Source organism: Thalassolituus oleivorans MIL-1 (genome assembly GCF_000355675.1).
GTDB lineage: Bacteria > Pseudomonadota > Gammaproteobacteria > Pseudomonadales > Oceanobacteraceae > Thalassolituus > Thalassolituus oleivorans.
The window spans coordinates 2,200,051-2,219,862 of sequence record NC_020888.1; the positions used below are offsets into that span (position 1 = coordinate 2,200,051).

Annotated in this window: 19 protein-coding genes; 4 read left to right on the forward strand and 15 right to left on the reverse strand. The window is 46.9% G+C overall.

All coding sequences use genetic code 11. The annotated features are described in order from the left end of the window. Window positions 1–156 precede the first annotated feature (156 nt). Both mfd and TOL_RS10020 read left to right on the forward strand, forming a co-directional pair. A complete protein-coding gene (gene mfd / locus TOL_RS10015) occupies window positions 157–3,609 on the forward strand; it encodes a transcription-repair coupling factor (RefSeq protein ID WP_015487207.1) in 3,453 nt (1,150 codons plus the stop codon). Further along, window positions 3,606–4,388 carry a CsiV family protein gene (locus TOL_RS10020; RefSeq protein ID WP_015487208.1) on the forward strand — a complete coding sequence of 261 codons (783 nt, stop codon included), beginning with the start codon at window positions 3,606–3,608 and terminating at the stop codon, window positions 4,386–4,388. The genes mfd and TOL_RS10020 overlap by 4 nt, the downstream gene beginning before the upstream one ends. 26 nt (window positions 4,389–4,414) lie before the next feature. Here the strand turns inward: TOL_RS10020 and TOL_RS10025 are convergent, their stop codons facing one another. The 6 genes from TOL_RS10025 to TOL_RS10050 all read right to left on the reverse strand — a co-directional run bounded on the left by TOL_RS10025 (window position 4,415) and on the right by TOL_RS10050 (window position 9,111). After that, a complete protein-coding gene (locus TOL_RS10025) occupies window positions 4,415–4,819 on the reverse strand; it encodes a hypothetical protein (protein WP_015487209.1) in 405 nt (134 codons plus the stop codon). A 75-nt stretch (window positions 4,820–4,894) separates the two neighbouring features. After that, window positions 4,895–5,671 (reverse strand): hypothetical protein, encoded by a 777-nt coding sequence (locus TOL_RS10030; RefSeq protein ID WP_015487210.1) that lies wholly within the window; start codon window positions 5,669–5,671, stop codon window positions 4,895–4,897. A 385-nt stretch (window positions 5,672–6,056) separates the two neighbouring features. Next, entirely contained in the window at window positions 6,057–6,839 is a 783-nt protein-coding gene (locus TOL_RS10035; RefSeq protein WP_015487211.1) for an S-methyl-5'-thioinosine phosphorylase, read from the reverse strand. A gap of 46 nt (window positions 6,840–6,885) precedes the next feature. Continuing rightward, window positions 6,886–7,926, reverse strand: a complete 1,041-nt coding sequence (nagZ, locus tag TOL_RS10040) for a beta-N-acetylhexosaminidase (RefSeq protein WP_015487212.1) — start codon at window positions 7,924–7,926, stop codon at window positions 6,886–6,888. Beyond that, window positions 7,911–8,429, reverse strand: coding sequence for a L,D-transpeptidase (locus TOL_RS10045; protein WP_015487213.1), 519 nt, complete (start codon window positions 8,427–8,429; stop codon window positions 7,911–7,913). Before TOL_RS10045 ends, nagZ begins: the two co-directional genes overlap by 16 nt. Before the next feature lie 31 nt (window positions 8,430–8,460). Next, the gene (locus TOL_RS10050; protein WP_015487214.1) at window positions 8,461–9,111 is read right to left on the reverse strand and encodes a TetR/AcrR family transcriptional regulator; all 651 of its coding nucleotides are present in this window, start codon (window positions 9,109–9,111) and stop codon (window positions 8,461–8,463) included. 202 nt (window positions 9,112–9,313) lie between these two features. Here TOL_RS10050 and lexA point away from each other — a divergent pair, with 202 nt between their 5' ends. Further along, a complete protein-coding gene (lexA, locus tag TOL_RS10055) occupies window positions 9,314–9,913 on the forward strand; it encodes a transcriptional repressor LexA (protein ID WP_015487215.1) in 600 nt (199 codons plus the stop codon). Window positions 9,914–9,952: 39 nt separating this feature from the next. Beyond that, a complete protein-coding gene (locus tag TOL_RS10060) occupies window positions 9,953–10,411 on the forward strand; it encodes a cell division inhibitor SulA (RefSeq protein WP_015487216.1) in 459 nt (152 codons plus the stop codon). A 100-nt stretch (window positions 10,412–10,511) separates the two neighbouring features. On the opposite strand, the gene TOL_RS10065 is transcribed toward TOL_RS10060, so the two are convergent. The 9 genes from TOL_RS10065 to thiC form a co-directional block, all read right to left on the reverse strand. Next, a complete protein-coding gene (locus TOL_RS10065) occupies window positions 10,512–10,763 on the reverse strand; it encodes a hypothetical protein (protein ID WP_015487217.1) in 252 nt (83 codons plus the stop codon). A 96-nt stretch (window positions 10,764–10,859) separates the two neighbouring features. Beyond that, window positions 10,860–11,348 carry a DUF6586 family protein gene (locus TOL_RS10070; RefSeq protein WP_044019339.1) on the reverse strand — a complete coding sequence of 163 codons (489 nt, stop codon included), beginning with the start codon at window positions 11,346–11,348 and terminating at the stop codon, window positions 10,860–10,862. Between the two features lie 10 nt (window positions 11,349–11,358). Beyond that, window positions 11,359–11,934 (reverse strand): YfaZ family outer membrane protein, encoded by a 576-nt coding sequence (locus TOL_RS18365; protein ID WP_015487219.1) that lies wholly within the window; start codon window positions 11,932–11,934, stop codon window positions 11,359–11,361. A 114-nt stretch (window positions 11,935–12,048) separates the two neighbouring features. Then, complete coding sequence (gene htpG, locus TOL_RS10080) at window positions 12,049–13,953, reverse strand: molecular chaperone HtpG (protein WP_015487220.1); 1,905 nt, start codon at window positions 13,951–13,953, stop codon at window positions 12,049–12,051. Between the two features lie 127 nt (window positions 13,954–14,080). Then, on the reverse strand, window positions 14,081–15,589 hold the full coding sequence (locus TOL_RS10085; protein WP_041588471.1) for a bifunctional hydroxymethylpyrimidine kinase/phosphomethylpyrimidine kinase: 1,509 nt from the start codon (window positions 15,587–15,589) through the stop codon (window positions 14,081–14,083). Further along, on the reverse strand, window positions 15,586–16,401 hold the full coding sequence (locus tag TOL_RS10090) for a thiazole synthase (protein WP_015487222.1): 816 nt from the start codon (window positions 16,399–16,401) through the stop codon (window positions 15,586–15,588). The genes TOL_RS10085 and TOL_RS10090 overlap by 4 nt, the downstream gene beginning before the upstream one ends. Next, window positions 16,394–16,654: a sulfur carrier protein ThiS gene (gene thiS, locus TOL_RS10095; protein WP_015487223.1), complete on the reverse strand. Its 261-nt coding sequence runs from the start codon at window positions 16,652–16,654 to the stop codon at window positions 16,394–16,396. Before thiS ends, TOL_RS10090 begins: the two co-directional genes overlap by 8 nt. After that, window positions 16,639–17,817 (reverse strand): FAD-dependent oxidoreductase, encoded by a 1,179-nt coding sequence (locus tag TOL_RS10100; protein ID WP_015487224.1) that lies wholly within the window; start codon window positions 17,815–17,817, stop codon window positions 16,639–16,641. Before TOL_RS10100 ends, thiS begins: the two co-directional genes overlap by 16 nt. Then, on the reverse strand, window positions 17,814–19,712 hold the full coding sequence (thiC, locus tag TOL_RS10105; protein ID WP_015487225.1) for a phosphomethylpyrimidine synthase ThiC: 1,899 nt from the start codon (window positions 19,710–19,712) through the stop codon (window positions 17,814–17,816). The genes TOL_RS10100 and thiC overlap by 4 nt, the downstream gene beginning before the upstream one ends. Between the last annotated feature and the right edge of the window lie 100 nt (window positions 19,713–19,812).

The window sequence follows — 19,812 nt, forward strand, 5'->3', positions numbered from 1 at the left end:
TCCGTTAAAAATCAGTGGGCAAAATTCGGGGGCACATTATGCCCAGATACAATCGGTTTCACAAATGTTTGGCACTGCCAATATCACCATTTTGGTTAACAGTGTGTATGCCATTCGTTACACTAGCCGCCTTTTTACACCTTCTGCGGAGCATCCATGGTCAGTCCACTCAGCCCTGAAATTCATAATCGCGCTGCCGAGCGTCGGTTCTGGGGGAGTTTGCAGGGCGCCAGCCAAGCATTAGCCATAGCCGCCGCAGCACAGCAACAGGCCGGTCTAACACTGGTAATTACTACCGATACCGGTAGCGCCTTACGCCTTGAAGAAGAAATTCGTTTCTTCGCTCCGCATCTACCTGTTCTGCATTTCCCCGATTGGGAAATCTTGCCGTACGACGTTTTCTCGCCACACCAAGACATCGTCTCCCAGCGCATCGCCACACTGAGTAAACTGCATGATCTAAAACAAGGGGTGCTCATTGTTCCAGTCACTACCCTGCTTCATCGCTTACCACCTAATAGCTTTTATCAAGGGCAGAGTTTTGTTTTAGATGTCGGTGGTAATTTTGATCCTGAGCATACCCGTCGCCAACTCGAAATCGCGGGTTATCACTGTGTCGATACCGTTTATGAGCACGGTGAGTTTGCAGTTCGTGGTGCCATTATGGATATTTATCCAATGGGCCAAGAGCTACCTTTCCGTGTCGATCTCGTCGATGACGAAATTGATTCGCTGCGAACGTTCGACCCGGAAAGCCAGCGCACAATCGACAAGGTAGATGCCATACGTATTTTGCCTGCGCGTGAGTTTCCATTAAACACGGCCGCTATTCGTACCTTTAAAGCACGTTGGTTTGATTTTTTCGAACATGACCCTAAAGCGTGCCCCGTCTTTACCGATGTCACTCAAGGTATTGCACCAGCCGGTGTCGAATATTACTTACCACTATTTTTTAGCGATGATCTTGGCAATATTTTTGATCATTTACCGAAAAATACGCTGATTATTCACGATGCTCGTTTAGAAGAAGCAGCAAGCCAATTTCGTATAGACGTTGAACAACGCTATGAAAGTCGGCGCTATGATCGCTTGCGCCCTATTCTGGCGCCCGCTGAATTATTTTTAGCGACCAACCAACTATTTGAAAAACTCAACGACTACCCACAAATTCAGTGGTTTTTAGAGGGTGCGCCAAAGCGCTCGGGCGCTATCGACTTCGATACCCAAGCACTGCCCGATGTCAGTGTTGATTCACGCTTAGAGCAACCGCTGCAGCGCTTGCAAACTTGGTTGAGCAACACCAATGGTCGGGTTTTATTTTGCGTCGAATCCGCCGGGAGGCGTGAAGCGCTGCGCGAACTGTTAGGCCGCATTCATATTCATCCGCAAGATGTCGTTGAGTGGCAAGAGTTTATCGACGGCGACGAACCGCTAGGTTTAATTATTGGGCCATTAGAGCAAGGCGCACAAATTGGTGACGATTTATTCGTTGTTACCGAAAATCAATTATTTGGCCAACGCATTCAACAACGTCGTCGCCGACAAAAGCAGAAAACTGATAGCGAATTAGTCGTTCGTGATTTATCGGAATTAAAAGAAGGCGCCCCCGTCGTCCATTTGGATCACGGCGTTGGTCGTTATATGGGCCTACAAATTCTCGACGCTGGCGGCCAAGTTAACGAATTTTTATTACTGGAATATGCTAACGGCGACAAATTGTATGTTCCTGTTTCTGCCTTGCATTTAATCTCTCGCTACGGTGGTGCAGAACATGAACATGCGCCGTTAAATAAATTAGGCACCGATAAATGGAGCCAAGCGAAGCGTAAAGCCGCCGAAAAAATCCGCGATACGGCAGCCGAGTTATTGGATATTTACGCGCGTCGCCAAGCGCGTAAAGGCTTTGCATTTACCGAACCCGATGACGATTACAAACGCTTCTCCGCGGGCTTCCCATACGAAGAAACACCCGACCAGCAAACTGCAATTGATGCCGTAATTAGCGACATGACTGATATTCGTCCTATGGATCGCCTAGTGTGTGGCGATGTGGGCTTTGGTAAAACAGAAGTCGCTATGCGCGCCGCATTTTTAGCCGTACAAAGTGGTAAGCAGGTTGCTGTATTAGTCCCCACGACCCTGCTAGCGCAGCAGCACTATCAGAACTTTGCTGACCGCTTTGCTGAATGGCCTGTAAAAGTGGATGTGCTTTCGCGCTTTAATTCCGCCAAAGAAACCCAAGCCGCGCTTGAACGTATGGTGGAAGGTAAAACCGATATCGTTGTCGGCACGCATAAATTACTGCAAAAAGATGTGAAGTTTGAACATCTCGGATTATTGATTATTGATGAAGAGCACCGCTTTGGTGTAACGCAAAAAGAGCGTATTAAATCGCTTCGCTCCGAAGTCGATATTCTTACGTTAACAGCAACGCCTATTCCACGTACTTTGAATATGGCGATGGCGAGTATTCGCGATTTATCGATTATTGCCACACCGCCAGCGAAACGATTAAGTGTTAAAACCTTTGTTCGTCAAAGCGATAACGCCACCATTAAAGAAGCGGTACTGCGTGAAATATTACGTGGCGGCCAAGTGTATTATTTACACAACGAAGTAAAAACCATCGAAAAAGTAGCCCGGGATTTAGCAGAATCGATTCCCGAAGCCCGCGTCGGCATTGCTCATGGACAAATGTCAGAACGCGAACTAGAAAGCGTGATGAGCGACTTCTACCACAAACGCTTCAATATGTTGGTATGTACCACCATTATTGAAACGGGTATCGATATTCCATCGGCCAACACCATTATCATTGATCGCGCCGATAAATTTGGTTTAGCGCAGCTGCACCAGTTGCGAGGCCGTGTTGGCCGTTCTCACCATCAAGCCTATGCGTATTTACTCACGCCAGTAGATCGTAAGGTTACTAAGGACGCGGAAAAACGCTTAGAGGCGATTTCAGCAGCTCAAGATTTAGGCGCAGGCTTTATGCTGGCTACCCACGATTTGGAAATCCGTGGTGCGGGTGAATTGTTAGGTGACGAACAGAGCGGGCAGATTGAAGCCATTGGCTTTACTCTCTATATGGAAATGCTAGAACAAGCCGTAAAAGCCATTCGCTCGGGCAAAGAACCTTCCGTCGACTTATCCATGCCACATGGCGCCGAAGTTAATATGTATACCCCAGCGTTAATCCCAGGCGACTATCTACCCGATGTAAACAGCCGCTTAACCCTGTATAAACGTATCGCCAGTGCGACCGATGATCATCAGTTGAAAGAGCTGCAAGTAGAGATGATCGACCGTTTTGGTTTGCTACCAGAGCCAGCGAAGCAACTATTTAGAGTTACATCACTCAAATTGCGTTTAACACCATTAGGCATCGTGCGTTTGGACGCCTCTGCCAGCCAAGGTAAGATCGAATTTGGTAGTGAAACCTCGATCAACCCGTTTGTGTTGATTAAACTAGTGCAAACACGCTCGGCCAGTTTCCGACTTGAAGATGGACATACCTTGCGTTTCTTCTTCCCAATGGACACTATCGAAAGTCGATTCAAAACCGTCGACCAGATTCTTACCGACCTGCAAAAGGACCCTAATTCGTGATTCAGTTCGTGGTTAATACAATGCGTACCGCTCTTCCCGCGACATTCATGTTGTTATGCTCCTCTATGGCTTGTGCTACTCCGTGGTATCGCGTGGAGGTGATGATCGTTGCCTATCTCGATGAGGCAAATATGGCGCAAGAGCACTGGGCTGCCGCTATCGCTAGCGATACCGACTCAAATCTTGCAACAGAGACAACGACTGAGCCATTAATCGACCCAATTAACTCTATGACTTGGTGGTTAAACCCAAGTGCAGTCCAGCAGCGCTATAATGCGCTACTGGCTGGATATGATTTTTCCGATGTACCAACCGCTAAGCAACTAGAGTTAGCAGCACCTGAACTCAATGATGCCATCGACCGTATCAACTACCGTAGTGATATGACAGTGGTATGGCATGAAGTATGGGCTGAACCGATTCAAGAAGAAGGATTGGCACTACCACACCCGCTACATATTGAATTGAAGCGCGACATGGATATCGAAATAACCGGGCAATTTAGCCTGCATCGCAGTCGCTATTTGCACTTTAATACCGATATCTTAGTGCAGCACTACCATGATGTAGCGGAATCGCCGTTGGATGTATTAACACTACCCAGCAGTGACCAATCAGGCGAGTGGCTGCCAAGCGGTGAACAATCAGAAGCTCAACCCCACAGCATTCCATTGCGTGCATCCACTATTCGTCAAACCCGCCGCATGCGCAGCGGCGAATTACATTACCTCGACCATCCAATGCTAGGCATTGTGGTGAAGGTTACTCCGATCGAGTAATACCACTTAACGATAGAGAAAGGCGATTAATCATCGACGTCGTCTTTCTCGCCAACGACTTCCATATCATGCTTTTCAATGGCTTGAGCTAATTGCGCTCTTACATCATGCAAATCCGCTTCATCGTCATCAAGCGCGAGTAGCATTCGATCTGCTCGACTACGGCTTAAACGATTACTCTTCCACTTACGCTCAAATCCGCCAGACGCAGCAATAGCAGTCAATACTGCGGCTAACGTCGTTAGCAAAGAAGCATGCTGGGTCATATTGATTTGAATCAGCGTACCAGCAAGAACACTGGCAATTATAGAGCCGAATAAAACGAGGTGATGAGCGAAACTCCAGCGTCGCTGAGCATGATAACGCTCATCGCGCCACTGCGAAATTCTTTCAATTAAGCGATTTTTTGCTGTATCCGAGGGAGGAACCATGACGACGTCCTATTCGATTAGAGTGGCAACAGCACCACTCTAACCCAAGGTTCATTGTCGACCAAATGATAAAGATCAAGCCAAACTCTTGCCGAATTTTTCTGCGCGAACTTTACGACGACCAAACATCAGTTTCTTGAAAAAGAAAACTATACAATCTAGTGAAATCTCAGCGACACATGGCAATTCTGTGCCACGCTGCCACGTAGGATTTAAGCGTTCGAACAGTTGAATATTGCGATTTTCGGCACGCATACTCGGCGAAATAGTTGCAACGTGACTTTTTAGGGCATGGTAGTTATCACCAAAATCTAACAACTGATTTTTTTCGTCATAAGCATATGGATATAAAGCCTTACAATACGTATCGACGACTTCTTTTAAATCAGCATTACGCTGGTTATCTGGATTTATGCTCGGGTAATGTACAGGAACATTATTAGTCATTAACAAAAAGGTTTTGTAGCCTTTAGAGATCAATAACCAAAATACTTTAGCGCCACGATTTTTTAATTTTGTTTTTACCGCCTGCAATGCAAATGCAGTATGCATTGCTTTATTACCCCAGTAAGCCTCCTCGACAATGGTATCACCACTGAATACACCAATTGCCTGCTCACCTTTATAAGTAATTGGCATTTCAGTCCAAGTACTAAAGCCAACGATACGCTTATTGGTTAGATCTTTTAATACAAACACACCCGACTTTTTACTCATATCCAAAATGAAAGTATCTAGATCGGCATTCTCGTAGTAGTTATTAAAAATGGTGTGCATTTCTATCAACATAGGTACAGACACTTGGTTAATCGCAAAAAACTTACAAGACAAACGTGGCGACTTAGCAATCATGTGGAGGCCTCGATCTGAGACACTAACATTTCTTATTAAGGTGAAATTTAGTGTCGGTAATTATTATTTTTATGCATTTAGCTTACTTCGTTTTGGGCGAGTAATTATTGATAAATATCGAATCTTTAATCACTGGCGATCAACAGCACCTTGGACGCCCTACTCTCAAATACCCTCCCGGCGATACCTGACAGTGCGTTCAATATATGAGAGATATTTCCGAGCGGCAACACTTTGTTACAGTCGGTTACCGACTTTACAGAACGAAAAGAAACGGTTGATTATGGCCACGCTTTTGAAATAGTGGCGAATAAAGACCCACAACAAACGAAAAAGGCCACCCATACGGGCAGCCTTAGCTCAAGCCTAGCCCACCAATTAAGCATTAGCTTTGGGCAAACTTCTCCAGTAACGCGCCCAACATGTCGCGCACCTGACCCATCCCAGTGCCAATAACAGCACGAATCTCGTCCATGGTGATTTCGCCATCACTTTTGCCCGCTGCCGGATTCACCACCAAACAAATACTGGCGTAAGGAATATTAAGCTCACGGGCTAAAGCCGCCTCGGGCATACCCGTCATACCAACCAAATCACAGCCATCACGTTCAAGACGCACGATCTCAGCAATAGTTTCCAGCCTCGGGCCTTGCGTCGCGGCATACACACCAAAATCACTGACGCTTAAGCCCGCTTGCTTTCCTGCGACCATAAGTGCTTGGCGCAAAGTTTCATCGTATGGGTGAGTAAGATCAATGTGATCCAGAGGACGGAAGTCACCATCAAAAAAGGTATTCTCGCGTCCATAGGTGTAATCGACGATCTGATGCGGCACGGCAATACGGCCAGAAACCATCTCAGAATGGATACCACCAACCGCATTCACAGCCACAATATGGGTCGCACCAAGTTGCTGAAGGGCGAGTATGTTTGCGCGATAATTTACCTTGTGCGGTGGCACAGCGTGAGGATGCCCGTGACGAGCCAAAAATAATACACGCTGGCCATTCCAAGTTCCCTCTTGAATCAATGACGAGGGCTTACCCAGCGCGGTATTGATGTCGTGAGTTTGAGTTAACTCAGGCCCTTCTAATTCGGTCAATCCAGTACCACCAATAATGGCAATCAGTGGCTGCATTGGCGATGTCACTACGGGAATGTCTTGCATCAAAATTCTCTATTACGTCGTACTTAAATTCGTTTGATTAACTTTTCTAGGCAATGCGTCCGGCCAATAACAGGCGCGCTTTTACGGCCTGATAGCGCTCTGGGTCAATGTCGTAACTGGCGGGTATTAATTGCGCTAGGCTTAAGCTCTGATAACCGTTGCTCTGTAGCTCGCGCACTGCCGCCACAATATGCTCGGCGCCTTCGCGGTTGTTACAAGCAAGCAGAGCATTACATCCCGCACGTGCAGCAAGGCTGGCACGTTGGAAATAATCACCACCGCTGGCTGCGCCCGCCATTGATAAGTCGTCACTGAAAATAACACCAGTAAATTGCAATTCAGTGCGCAAACAGCCCTGTAGCCACTTCGCTGAAAATCCAGCAGTGTTATCGGCATCAACGGCAGGATAACGCACATGTGCCGGCATAATGCCGACAAGCTGCTGTCGATCCATTAAATGCTTAAACGGCGCAATGTCACCGTTAATCTCGGCGCTAGAACGATTATCAATCGGCAACTCGTGGTGCGAATCGCCAATAACTGCCCCATGCCCAGGAAAATGCTTCCCAACAGCGCACATTCCAGCATCTTGCATACCACTAACCCACGCCTGCGATAATGCCATAACGCTTTCAGCGTTATGACCAAAAGCACGATCACCAATTACCCGCGAACAATCGCGTTCAATATCCAGTACTGGCGCGTAACTTAAATCGACACCGTGTTGCAGCAACTCTACCGCCATTAACCAACCAAGATCTCGAACATCTTGCAGGGTTTGGTCAGGGTTTTTCAGGTAGTCATTTTCGAAACTCAGCATCGCGGGCAACCTTGTAAAGCCCTCGCGAAAACGCTGCACTCGCCCGCCTTCTTGATCCACACTGATCAATAGATCAGGGCGTATTTCATGTAAGGCTTGGGTTAAGCGCTGCAATTGCTGCGGCGATTGATAATTACGACTAAATAAAATTAAACCGCAAATTTCTGGCTGCATTAAAAAGGTTTTATCATTCGCGGTTAGCTCAAACCCCGCAATATCAGCAACCACACCGATAGCGTTATTTTGAATGATTAAAGGTTGCGACATGGGATAGTCCTAAAACTGTGTGCCTGAATCCAAACGGGGGTACCCGCAGATACACGATCAAATAGATCAACGACATCTTGGTTACGCATACGGATACAACCATGTGACAGCGGCACCCCCATAGGCTCACTATCCGGTGTGCCGTGAATATAGATATAACGACGTGCACTATCGACATTACCAAAGCGATTGCGACCGATTTCTTGCCCTTGTAACCAAAGAATACGAGACAAGATCCAATCTCGATTAGGATAACGCTGAGCAAGCTCAGGCGAATAACGTTCACCTGTGGGACGACGACCAACAAAAACACTGTTAAGCGGCTGTTCAGCGCCAATGCAGGCTCTAATTTTATGCCATCCACGAGGAGTACAATTAGACCCCTCTGCCTCTCCAGCTCCATTCAGCGCTGTCGATACCGGATATTGAATACATAGCCCTGCGCTGGTAAAGCGCAGAAGCTGGTCTTCAATAGATATTTCGATCAGACATTCGTCCGACATGTTCGCTCCAAGAAGCTGACGCTAAAAACAACTACACCGATTTTTTCAGAGCCGGAGCTTTTAGACCAGCCCCTAAGAAAGGTAAGAGTTGATCTACGACTTGCGCCACATTGGTTGGTTCACCTAAATCATGCTCCGCCATGGCAGTTAACGAATCAACGCCCGATAAAGTAAACATGGTAGCGCCCAACATAAAGTGGATTCGCCAAAAGCGATCAGCATCCGATAACTCAGGTGTAGCCGCTGTCACTAAGGCCATATACTGTTGGAACACAGGGCCATATTCAGACTTCAAGAATTTGCGTAAGTGTCCTTGGCCTTGGGTATATGCTAAACCGAGCAGACGCATGAAAATATCCAAACGCTGTGGCCGAGTACCGCCACTGCGCAAGGCAACACCAGATAACAACACCAATAAACCATGCAGCTCAATGCCGTCGTCAGCTTGGCGAGATTTGTAAGCTTCTAATGCTTCAGCAAGGTTTTCAGAAAAAGGCGTTAAAAAGCGCGCGAACACGGCCTGAATTAGCGACTTCTTTGAACCAAAATGATAATTCACAGCCGCCAGATTGACACCGGCTTTGGTCGTGATGTTACGCAGGGAGGTTTCAGCAAACCCCCGCTCTGAGAATAATTCTTCGGCGGCATCCAATATGCACTTCGCCGTATCTTTCTGTGCCATGTCTCTAGCATCCAACTAACGAGTGTTTGAAACATACGTTTAAAACGCTTTATTCGCAAGTAAGAAACCGCCAAATTCCGAGCTAAGAGCACAGTGGACAATGATAAAAATTAGTATTTAGCGGTTTCTGGGGCTTTACAGAGCAAAAAACACTGTATATATTTCCACTTACTGTATGAATTAACAGCTTGGACAAAACATCATGGTTAAGCTCACCGCACGGCAGCAACAGGTTCTGGACTTTATCCGCTCTTCATTAGAGGAGACAGGATTTCCACCGACTCGCGCTGAAATAGCAACAGAGCTAGGTTTTAAGTCGCCCAACGCCGCTGAAGAGCACTTAAAAGCCCTTGCTCGCAAAGGCGCTATCGAAATGATGCCTGGTGCATCACGTGGCTTACGTATCGTCGAAGAAGCGAATCTAGGCCTACCTATCATAGGTCGAGTGGCGGCTGGAGAGCCTATTTTGGCACAAGAGCACATCAACGATTATTGCGAAATCCCACCATCCTTTTTCAAACCTGAAGCCGACTTTTTACTTGAAGTACACGGTGACAGCATGAAAGACATTGGCATCATGAATGGCGACTTCATAGCAGTTCACAAGATGGATACCGCCCGCAATGGCCAAATTATCGTTGCCCGGGTAGGTGAAGAAGTGACCGTTAAGCGTTATCAAAAGAACCGTAATCACGTCACCTTATTCCCAGAAAATGAAGACTATCAACCGATTGAGGTCGACTTAAAAAAAACGGAGTTTGCCGTGGAAGGTCTGTACGTTGGTGTGGTTCGTCGCAGTTAATTGATTAGATAAGTAGTACGTTTGATTAAGGGGATTGTTATGCGCCAGTTAAGCTTTGAAATTGAACAGCCAGCAATGTCTGCGAGTACGAGTATCACACCATCGTTAGGTCGCATGGTTGACCACGCAAAGTTAGGCCACACAAACAGCGGTAGCTTAACGGAGGTAATAGTAAGTGAAGGTGGAGCCATTCAGCCCTTCCAACTTTTACCTATGCTAGCGCACTGCAATGCCCATCAGCGTTGGTTAATGTGGCTCAGTCCAAATCTCAGCATGAACAAGCACTGGCTTAAAAGCGTGGGTCTTAGTGACTCCCCCGTGGTTCACCTGGATAGCAACTGCGAATCGCAACTAACCCTTTGTCAACGCATTCTGCAGGCGAAAACAAGCCATTTGATTATCGAGTGGTGTGGCGATCTTAGTACTGAGGATCGCGCTGAGATTCGCAGTTTAGCGATCAATAGCGGCAGCCATGTTGTATTGACCCGTTCGCTATGAAGTCATAATCAAAACGATTACTGTATGCAAAACATAAAAAAGCCCCATTGGGATGGGGCTTTTTTTTGGGCGTCGTAACCGCAAGCTAAAACTTAAGCAATTAATGCAAGCTACGATGGTGTTCTGGCGCATCGAAATCTTCGCGCTCTACTTCCATGCCAGATAGCTCACCGACCTTACGCACTCCGGCTTCAAGCATTACGCGAGCCACATCCATATGATGGGCCTGTAAACTAGCCTTAGCGTCTTCAGAAAAGTGGATACACACAAGTGCATCACCGTCTTGTTCATCCGCACGGCGCAACGCAATGTCACCGTTCGATAATTCAACTATTTCAAAAAAGCGTGCCATATCCGCCTCTCAAAAGTGGGCGCGGGAGTTTATCACAGCATGCACCTTTAACACTAAGTTAAAGTGGCACGTAACTGTAATCCTTGAACTGTCTATTTAGCTTTCTTGGCGATTCTCGCGTTGAGCATCGATCAAATCACTCAACTGACTTAACCATTTGCTAGCAGGTGACGCGTTATCTTGAAGCAAAGTAATGGAATTTAAACTTGCTGCATCACCAAACGGATCGAAGGTGTCGACTTCAATAGTCCTTGATGAAGTTGGCTGCGCCTGTTCGGCAACTGCTTTGAGCATAGCAGTCAGCCACGAAAAACTGTCAGCACGAAGAAACTGTATTTCTTTCATTTCACCCGTTACGAGCGGTGTATGTGCTAATAAATCTTCAAGTGTGGCAACTGGCTGACGATAATTCGCCATCTCAGCCAATTCGTTTAGATAAGAAACGTAAGCATCGTACAACAAGTACTGAGCGCCCTGCTCTAATCCATCAAGCAAGGCCTCAGGACCGTCCAAGCGCTCTCTCTGCTCTAGCAGCAAGCGTACTTGATATAACTTTTGATTGGTAAAACCGATCCACTTAGACAAGTAAGCGTCCTCAGAAATCCAATTTAAAGCCAAGGTGTAAACCTTCGCCTAACTTGTAACGACTATTGGCGTTTTCAAACTGAATGCTGGTGTAGCGAAATCCAGTGTACAAGTGGGCCGTTGGCAGCAAGTTATATTGAATACGAATATCAGAATCGACCATATTTTCGACTTCTGAAAACGAAATAACTGGCGGCGCATAGTAGGCGTAACCGGCTAACGCGAGATCGCGATTAAACGGCATGCTGTAGCGGAAAAAACCACCCACACCAATTGCAGCACCATCGGCGTTATCAGTAATCACTGCGTATGCGTTACCGCCAACACCAATGTAAAGATCGCTCTGATTGTTACGAACATCAACCACATGCACGCCACCAGAAATGATGTCGCCATCACTGGAGTTGTGTAACACAGCGGCATTCAGGTGCATGCCTGTGCTCAATTGCGTTGCATCGTATGCCAAACGAACGTTGTCGTCTGACAGGCTTAAATCGAGTGAACCACCAGCGTGAACCAAGCTACCACTTACTGTCAGCGCACCAACGGCGAACAATCGCGCCATCTTTGCTATGGTCAATTTCATCGTCTTCCCCAAATATAAAAAATCGCGACGGTGAGCAATCACGTCGCGTTTAGACTAGGCATGATAACAGTGTGGCGACGGCGTTTAAATGCCGTCGCCACCCGATTCATTGCCTTACTTCATCAGATCTAGCAACAGCTTGTTCAAACGAGCAACGTATAAAGCGGGCTGCTTCAATTGACTGCCCTCCGCTAACTGGGCTTGGGCATGGATTAAACGAGCAAGGTCGACGAAGCGCTCTTCATCTTGCTCTTGGTCCAAACGCTCGATCAGTGGATGTGATGGGTTAACCTCAAGAGCGATTTCAGGCTCTGGCATTTTTTGCCCAGCAGCTTCCATCATGCGACGTAAATGACCGCCCATGTCGTACTGGCCAACAACCATACAAGCCGGTGAGTCGGTTAAACGAGAGGTCACGCGCACCGATTTCACTTCGCCTTCTAATGCTTTTTCAATACGTTCGACTAAATCTTTATGGCTATCTTCAAGTGCTTTTTGTTGATCCTTTTCAGTGTCATCAGCCAGCTCATCAAGATCCAACTCACCTTTCGTGACGTCTTGGAACACCTTACCGTCGAAGTCTGCTAAGTGACTGACCATCCACTCATCAACGCGATCAGTCAGCAATAGCACTTCGATATTTTTGCGCTTGAAGTACTCCAAGTGCGGGCTCGTAGAAACCGCTGCGTGGTTGTCGCCGGTAATAAAGTAGATTTTCTTCTGACCTTCACGCATGCGCGCGACATAATCAGCAAGACCAACATTCTCGGTTTCGCCTTCACTTAACGTAGTAGCAAAGCGGAACAATCCAGCGATTTTTTCACGGTTAGCAAAGTCTTCAGCAGGGCCTTCTTTTAGCACTTCACCAAACTGATCCCAGAAAGATTGATACTTTTCAGGTTCGTTTTTAGCGGTTTTTTCTAAGGTATCCAGTACACGCTTCACCAACGCAGAGCGCATGCTATCGACCTGCTTATCTTGCTGCAGAATTTCGCGTGATACGTTTAACGATAAATCGTTAGAGTCCAGTACACCTTTTACAAAGCGCAGATATAAAGGCAAGAACTGTTCGGCGTCATCCATAATAAATACGCGCTGAACGTATAACTTCAAACCACGGCTAGCATCACGATTCCAAATATCAAACGGTGCTTTCGCCGGAATATAAAGCAAGCTGGTGTAATCTAACTTACCTTCAACACGGTTATGCATCCAAGTTAATGGCGCATTCCAATCGTGTGAAATGTGCTTGTAAAACTCGGTGTAATCTTCGTCTGTTAAGTCTGATTTACTACGAGTCCACATGGCCTTGGCTTGGTTAACGGCTTCAGGGGCTTTTGCTTCTTCCCCCTCTTCGCCAGCGGCTTCTTCTGCGTCGGCTTGGACAAATACCGGAATCGCGATGTGATCCGAATATTTTTTGATTAATGACTGCAAGCGGAAACTATCAGCGAATTCTTCTTCACCTTCTTTTAGGTGCAAAACAATACGCGTACCACGCTCTGCTTTTTCAATGTTCTCTAGGCTGAATTCACCCTCACCGGCAGACTCCCAGCGAACAGCATTTGCGGCATCTTCACCGGCACGACGTGTCTCTACAACAACGTTATCAGCAACGATAAAGGCAGAATAGAAGCCCACACCGAACTGACCAATCAGTTGTGAATCTTTCTTTTGGTCACCACTTAATTTACCTAAGAATTCAGCCGTGCCCGACTTGGCAATCGTACCAAGGTGGTTGATCACGTCGTCGCGTGTCATACCAATACCATTGTCTTCAATCGTCACGGTACGTGCGTCTTTATCGAAATGAATATCAATCTTTAGATCTGCACCACCTTCCAACAAGGCATCGTTTTGCAGTGCTTCAAAACGTAATTTATCGCATGCATCCGAGGCGTTGGACACGAGTTCACGTAAGAAGATTTCTTTGTTCGAATACAAAGAGTGAATCATTAGGTGCAGTAGTTGCTTAACTTCGGTCTTAAATCCTAATGTTTCTTTGCTTGCAGCGTTCATTGCTTTCTCCTTAATAGAGCCACATCAAATCTGATAAATCTAATGTGGGGGTAAGAAGAAGCATTTCAAGAGCAAGTTTGTGTTTTGCTCGAATTCAGTGCATGACGCACAAAACGCTAGGCTAGGTCTAAGGTCGCGGATAATGTTGACGCATTGCACAATGCTGCTCTACTTGCATCGGCCCAGGCAACAAGGCCGTTACAATGGCAATAGAGGGAATGCCCGTAGCGGCAACATCAGCCACTTGATCTCCGGTAATACCGCCGATACAGGTTAAAGCTCGTTCCGAACCATACCTCTGCTGCCAAACGGCGATTTGCTCGCAGCCCAATGGCAGATATCGTAAGGTTTTTGACAGCGGCTTATACACAGGCCCAAAAGCAATATAGCTGGGCTGATAACCTCGGGCGTGAGCAATTTCCCATTCAGTGTGAGTACTAATGCCAGTAATCAAGCCTGCATTACGAATAGCCTGCCAGTCCGCGGTAACGCAGTCCTCTTGTCCCAAATGCACACCGTCTGCACCCAATTCAATGGCGAGCTGCCAGTAATCATTGATAATGAAGCGCGTATTAGCATCACGGCATAACTGCATAGCCGTGCGCGTTTGCGCAGTAAAATCGGCGGTTGGATCTTTTACCCGCCATTGAAGGGTATCCACACCTAACGCCAACAATTGCTCTAGATGCGCTAATTCACTGGTCAACGCATACAGGCCCAAACTACCGACTTTTGGTGATGATTTAACAGCATTAGCCATTAATGAAGATAACGGTATAACTTCAGGCCAAGCATCTATGCTGGGTAATTGATTAATGGCAAAACAATTGTGATAGCCGCTCCCCCGATAAGATGCATTCTGAAACGCCGCTTGCGCATAAATTGCTGCAAATAAAATGGCATCGTAACACCGTTGTTGGTTTGCAATATTGGCGGCTAACGCGGCACTAAAATGACAACCACTGCCATGCGCCTGCCAAGCGAATCGAGTTTGTTTAATAGCGAATTGCGGGAGCACTTGGCATTCCGGCTCTTCTGAACGCAGTGTCTCCGCTTGATGACTTACGTAGGTTAATACCGCTTTATCGTTTACATCATCACCGCCGGTAATACAGACAGTTTCAACCCCAAATGCATGCAACGCCGTTATCGCATGTTGAAGTGACGCTTGTTCGTCGGCAATTAACCATCGGGCTTCGACTAAATTCGGCGTAATGACCGTGATCAATGGCAATAAATCGCGCCAAAATAAATCATCATCAGGCGTCGGCAAGCCGTCGCCCGAGGCTTGTTTTACTGGGTCCCAAATAATAGGACAAGCCACATCCGACAATCGAGCTAAAAGCCATGTTCTAAATTCTTCGCTCGGAGGTAACCAACCGAGTTTAATAGCGCTAGGCAACCCGTCGATTAAGCTCGACTGCCATTGCTGCTCCAACTGCTCTACCGGCAATGAATAATGATTTTGAACTCCGACACTATTTTGCGCAGTAATTGCCGAAATTAAGGTCACGCAGTCGACATTGAGTGCATGGGTCATGGCTAAATCAGCTTGCGCTCCCGCCCCACCCGAACTGTCAGAAGCTGCGATAGACCAAACACGAGGGCGATGTAATAGCGTATCGAGCGTACTCATAATGTATCTTCTCGCGGCGGCTGCCCGCCAAAAGGTAATCCCCATGACTGCGTCGATGGCGCCGCCGCGCTGCGCTCGACCATAAGTCCAGCCTGCCATGCTATGCGCCCACCTTCCACTGCCGCTTTAAAAGCTTGTGCCATTGCAACAGGATCGATCGCACGCGCTACCGCGGTATTTAATAGCACGCCATCAAAACCAAGCTCCATGGCCTCCATCGCTTGAGATGGCTTACCAATACCTGCATCTATAATCAAAACCGCATCCGGCAAACGCTGACGTAAGTTTTGCAATTGATAGCGATTCAACAAACCTTTTCCAGTACCGATAGGCGCTGCCCAAGGCATAACCGCAGGGCAACCGACAGCCAGTAATTCACGACATAAAATAAGATCATCAGTACAGTAAGGCAGGACATTAAAGCCATCATTAACCAGCTGCTCCGCTGCGCGCACTAATTCAAACGGATGAGGTTGCAAGGTCTGCTCATCACCAATGACTTCTAGTTTAATCCACGGAGTTGAAAATAATTCGCGAGCCATATGCGCAAGTAAAATTGCTTCTTTAGCACTATGACAACCAGCGGTATTGGGTAATAGCAGGACGTTATTATTTACTGCCCAATTTTTTAATACTTGCCAATAATCATTACTGTGTAATTCTCCAGCCGTCTGCCGTCGCAACGATAAGGTAACCACACCGGGACGAGCACCGGCAAACGCCTCTAGCATTACAGTAGGCGAAGGATACAAAGAAGAACCTAACCATAATCGGCTATTAAAAAGTTGCTCTGCAATTACTAAATTAGCCACCAGTAATGACTCCTAATACATCAATCGTATCATTCGGCTGTAATCGAATTTGCCAATAGTCATCCGCGCTTATAATACGTTGATTTACTGCTGCGATATAACGTTTCCCGTGTTCAGTTTCATTCCGTTCCGCATCCTTAGAGTCTGGCGGAATTGGATAACCCTCTTGCTCTAAAATTTGCAATAACGTGAATTTAGAAGAAACCGATTTTAACTCGCCATTGAATACTATTTTGATCAGCAGGTTCGACATACAGCAGCCTCCGCAAAATAACTATGACCGCCTAGCAATAGCGATTTAGATTGCGCTACTCCTAATTCAAAATTAAATTCGGTTTCTAAAATATTTAATAATGCCGGTGCTAATAAGTAACCGTGGCGGAATAAACCATTTATACGAACGACTTTTCCGTCTTTCTGGATCAAAGGTTTATGATCCAAACAAGCCGGACGAAGATTGCTTTCTAACGCAATTATGCGTGCCTCTGCCAATGCTGGGGCCAGACACCAAAGTGCACTGAACATTTCCATCGCCGAGCGCACACTCACGGCAGAGCGATCCTCACTCTCAATTTCAGTGGCGCCCAACTGATAAACGCCATTGCCGCGCGGCACGAGATATAAGTGATATTGAGGGTGTAGCAGACGTACCGGCCGACTGATATCAACCTCAGGACACGTCACCCATATAGTTTCGCCACGAACCCCTCGCAGACCCTCGACGTCTTTTTTCGCCCCTATACCGCGACAGTCGAAGTAGTCATCGGCAAACAAAAGCTCATCCTGACAAAACCAACTGTTATCGCTAACGTGAATCGGGTTTTCAAAAACAAATCGAGCACCGTAATGCTCGGCTGCTTCTCTCAACGCGCGCAACAAGGCACGATTATCCACCTGCGCTTCATATTGCATCCAAAAACCGGTTTGAAAGTGGTTGGCAAGATGCGGCTCCAGCGTTTCTATATCGGCTTTGTTTAAATGTCGCACAGCATCTTTGTAAATTTGTGGTTGCTGGCGTTGATGATGATCTAACTGTGCTGCAAATTGTTCACTTTCTGCGCTATCTGCTGGATGTGATACAAGCAGGCTACCGGCCTGTAAATAGCGTACCGCGATCGCCGAATCTTGACTCAGCAACTCTAACAATTCAGGCCATAAATTAAGCGACTGACAACCCAAATTGAATACCTGAGAATCGCACAAAGGACGCTCACTAAAGGGGGCAATCATTGCCGCTGCAGTGTGTGCTGCACTGGTTGGCTGGGCTTCACTCGCGCTATCAAATACCCTAACCTGCGCCCCCATCCGAGCGCAGCGCCAAGCAATTAAACGCCCCATTAATCCGGCACCAGCAATAATCACTTTGCGCCCTTGCATCGACTTTCGGCAACTGGAGTCTGCAGATAAAGACATCATAACAACACCTCATCTTGGCCCGGGGTTGATAGGTAAATCTCTCCACCTTGCTGACGGAATTCCTCAGCCTTTTTCTTTAACGCTTCTTCATTATCTTCTGCTGTGGCGCGCACTTCCTGAGATATTTTCATCGAACAAAACTTAGGCCCGCACATAGAACAAAAATGCGCTGCTTTATGACCTTCTTTCGGTAACGTCTCGTCGTGATAAGCGCGGGCCGTATCGGGATCTAAGGCTAAGTTAAATTGATCCTGCCAACGGAATTCAAACCGTGCTTTCGACATGGCATTATCATGCAACTGTGCTGCCGGATGTCCTTTTGCCAAGTCGGCGGCATGGGCTGCAATTCGATAAGTAATCAACCCTTGTTTTACGTCTTCTTTATTGGGCAATCCTAAATGTTCTTTAGGTGTGACGTAGCACAACATGGCGCAGCCATACCAACCTATTAATGCCGCGCCGATGCCAGAGGTAATGTGGTCGTAACCAGGAGCGATATCAGTGGTCAGGGGGCCTAGCGTATAAAATGGCGCTTCATGGCAATGCTTTAATTGCTCTTCCATATTTTCGCGAATTAAATTCATCGGCACGTGACCAGGGCCTTCGATAAAGGTTTGAACGTCGTGCTTCCACGCTATTTTCGTTAGTTCACCTAGCGTGCGTAACTCTGCAAATTGCGCTTCATCGTTAGCATCGGCAATGGACCCCGGGCGCAAACCATCCCCCAACGAAAAACTCACATCATAGGCCTTCATAATGGCGCAGATATCTTCGAAATGGGTATAAAGAAAAGATTCTTGATGATGAGCTAAACACCACTTTGCCATAATAGAACCGCCGCGACTTACGATCCCAGTTAAACGTTTCGCTGTCATAGGGATAAAAGCAAGGCGTACTCCCGCATGAATGGTAAAATAATCCACCCCCTGTTCTGCTTGCTCGATTAATGTGTCGCGATATATTTCCCACGTTAAATCTTCGGCAATACCACCCACTTTTTCTAAAGCTTGATACAGAGGTACCGTACCAACAGGCACTGGGGAATTGCGAATAATCCACTCACGAGTCTCATGAATATTATCGCCAGTCGATAAATCCATTAACGTATCCGCGCCCCAGCGAGTTGCCCAAATCATTTTGTCGACTTCTTCAGGAATAGACGATGTGACTGCTGAATTACCGATATTAGCGTTCACTTTAACGCGGAAATTACGACCTATAATCATAGGTTCGCTTTCGGGATGATTAACATTACATGGCAGCACCGCGCGTCCTGCAGCAATTTCGGAGCGCACAAACTCGGGAGTGATCATGGTAGGAATGCAGGCACCAAATGATTGGCCTGAATGATGTTCAGATTTGGCCTGTTCCAAACTTTGATAACTGAGCCCGAGATTTTCACGGATCGCTACATACTCCATTTCGGGAGTAATAATGCCGCGGCGTGCGTAGTGCATCTGACTCACATTAGCGCCAGAAATTGCTCGCCGCGACAGCCTACGACGGTGCAAGCGTAATGCCTCAAGTGCGATATTTTGCTCGCGCTGACGAGCGTATTCCGACGTTGATTGTTGAAGTTCGGTAGTATCACCGCGGCTCTCAATCCAATCATTTCGCAGTGGTTGCAGCCCTGCGTAAACGTCCATTATTTGTTTTGGATCGGTGTATGGGCCAGAGGTATCATAAACACGTAGCTTGGCATTGAACTCGACTCGTCCATTCGCATGAATTGTCGGGCTTAATTCAATTTCACGCATACCAACCTTCACATTATGTGAGCGGCCGTCGCCTTCCACATATATTTTATGAGATCCCGGAAAGGATTGATTGGATAGCGGCGCATCTCGCAAGTGTGCAGATGTATCTAATGAGTATTCGGATTGTAGTTTAGCCATGCTCGATTCCTTGATTAAAGGATCAGGCGCAGCAGCGACGAAGAAAGAAGGGACTCGCCGTAATAATGCCAAGAACTGACAACAGCGAGTGCACACAAAA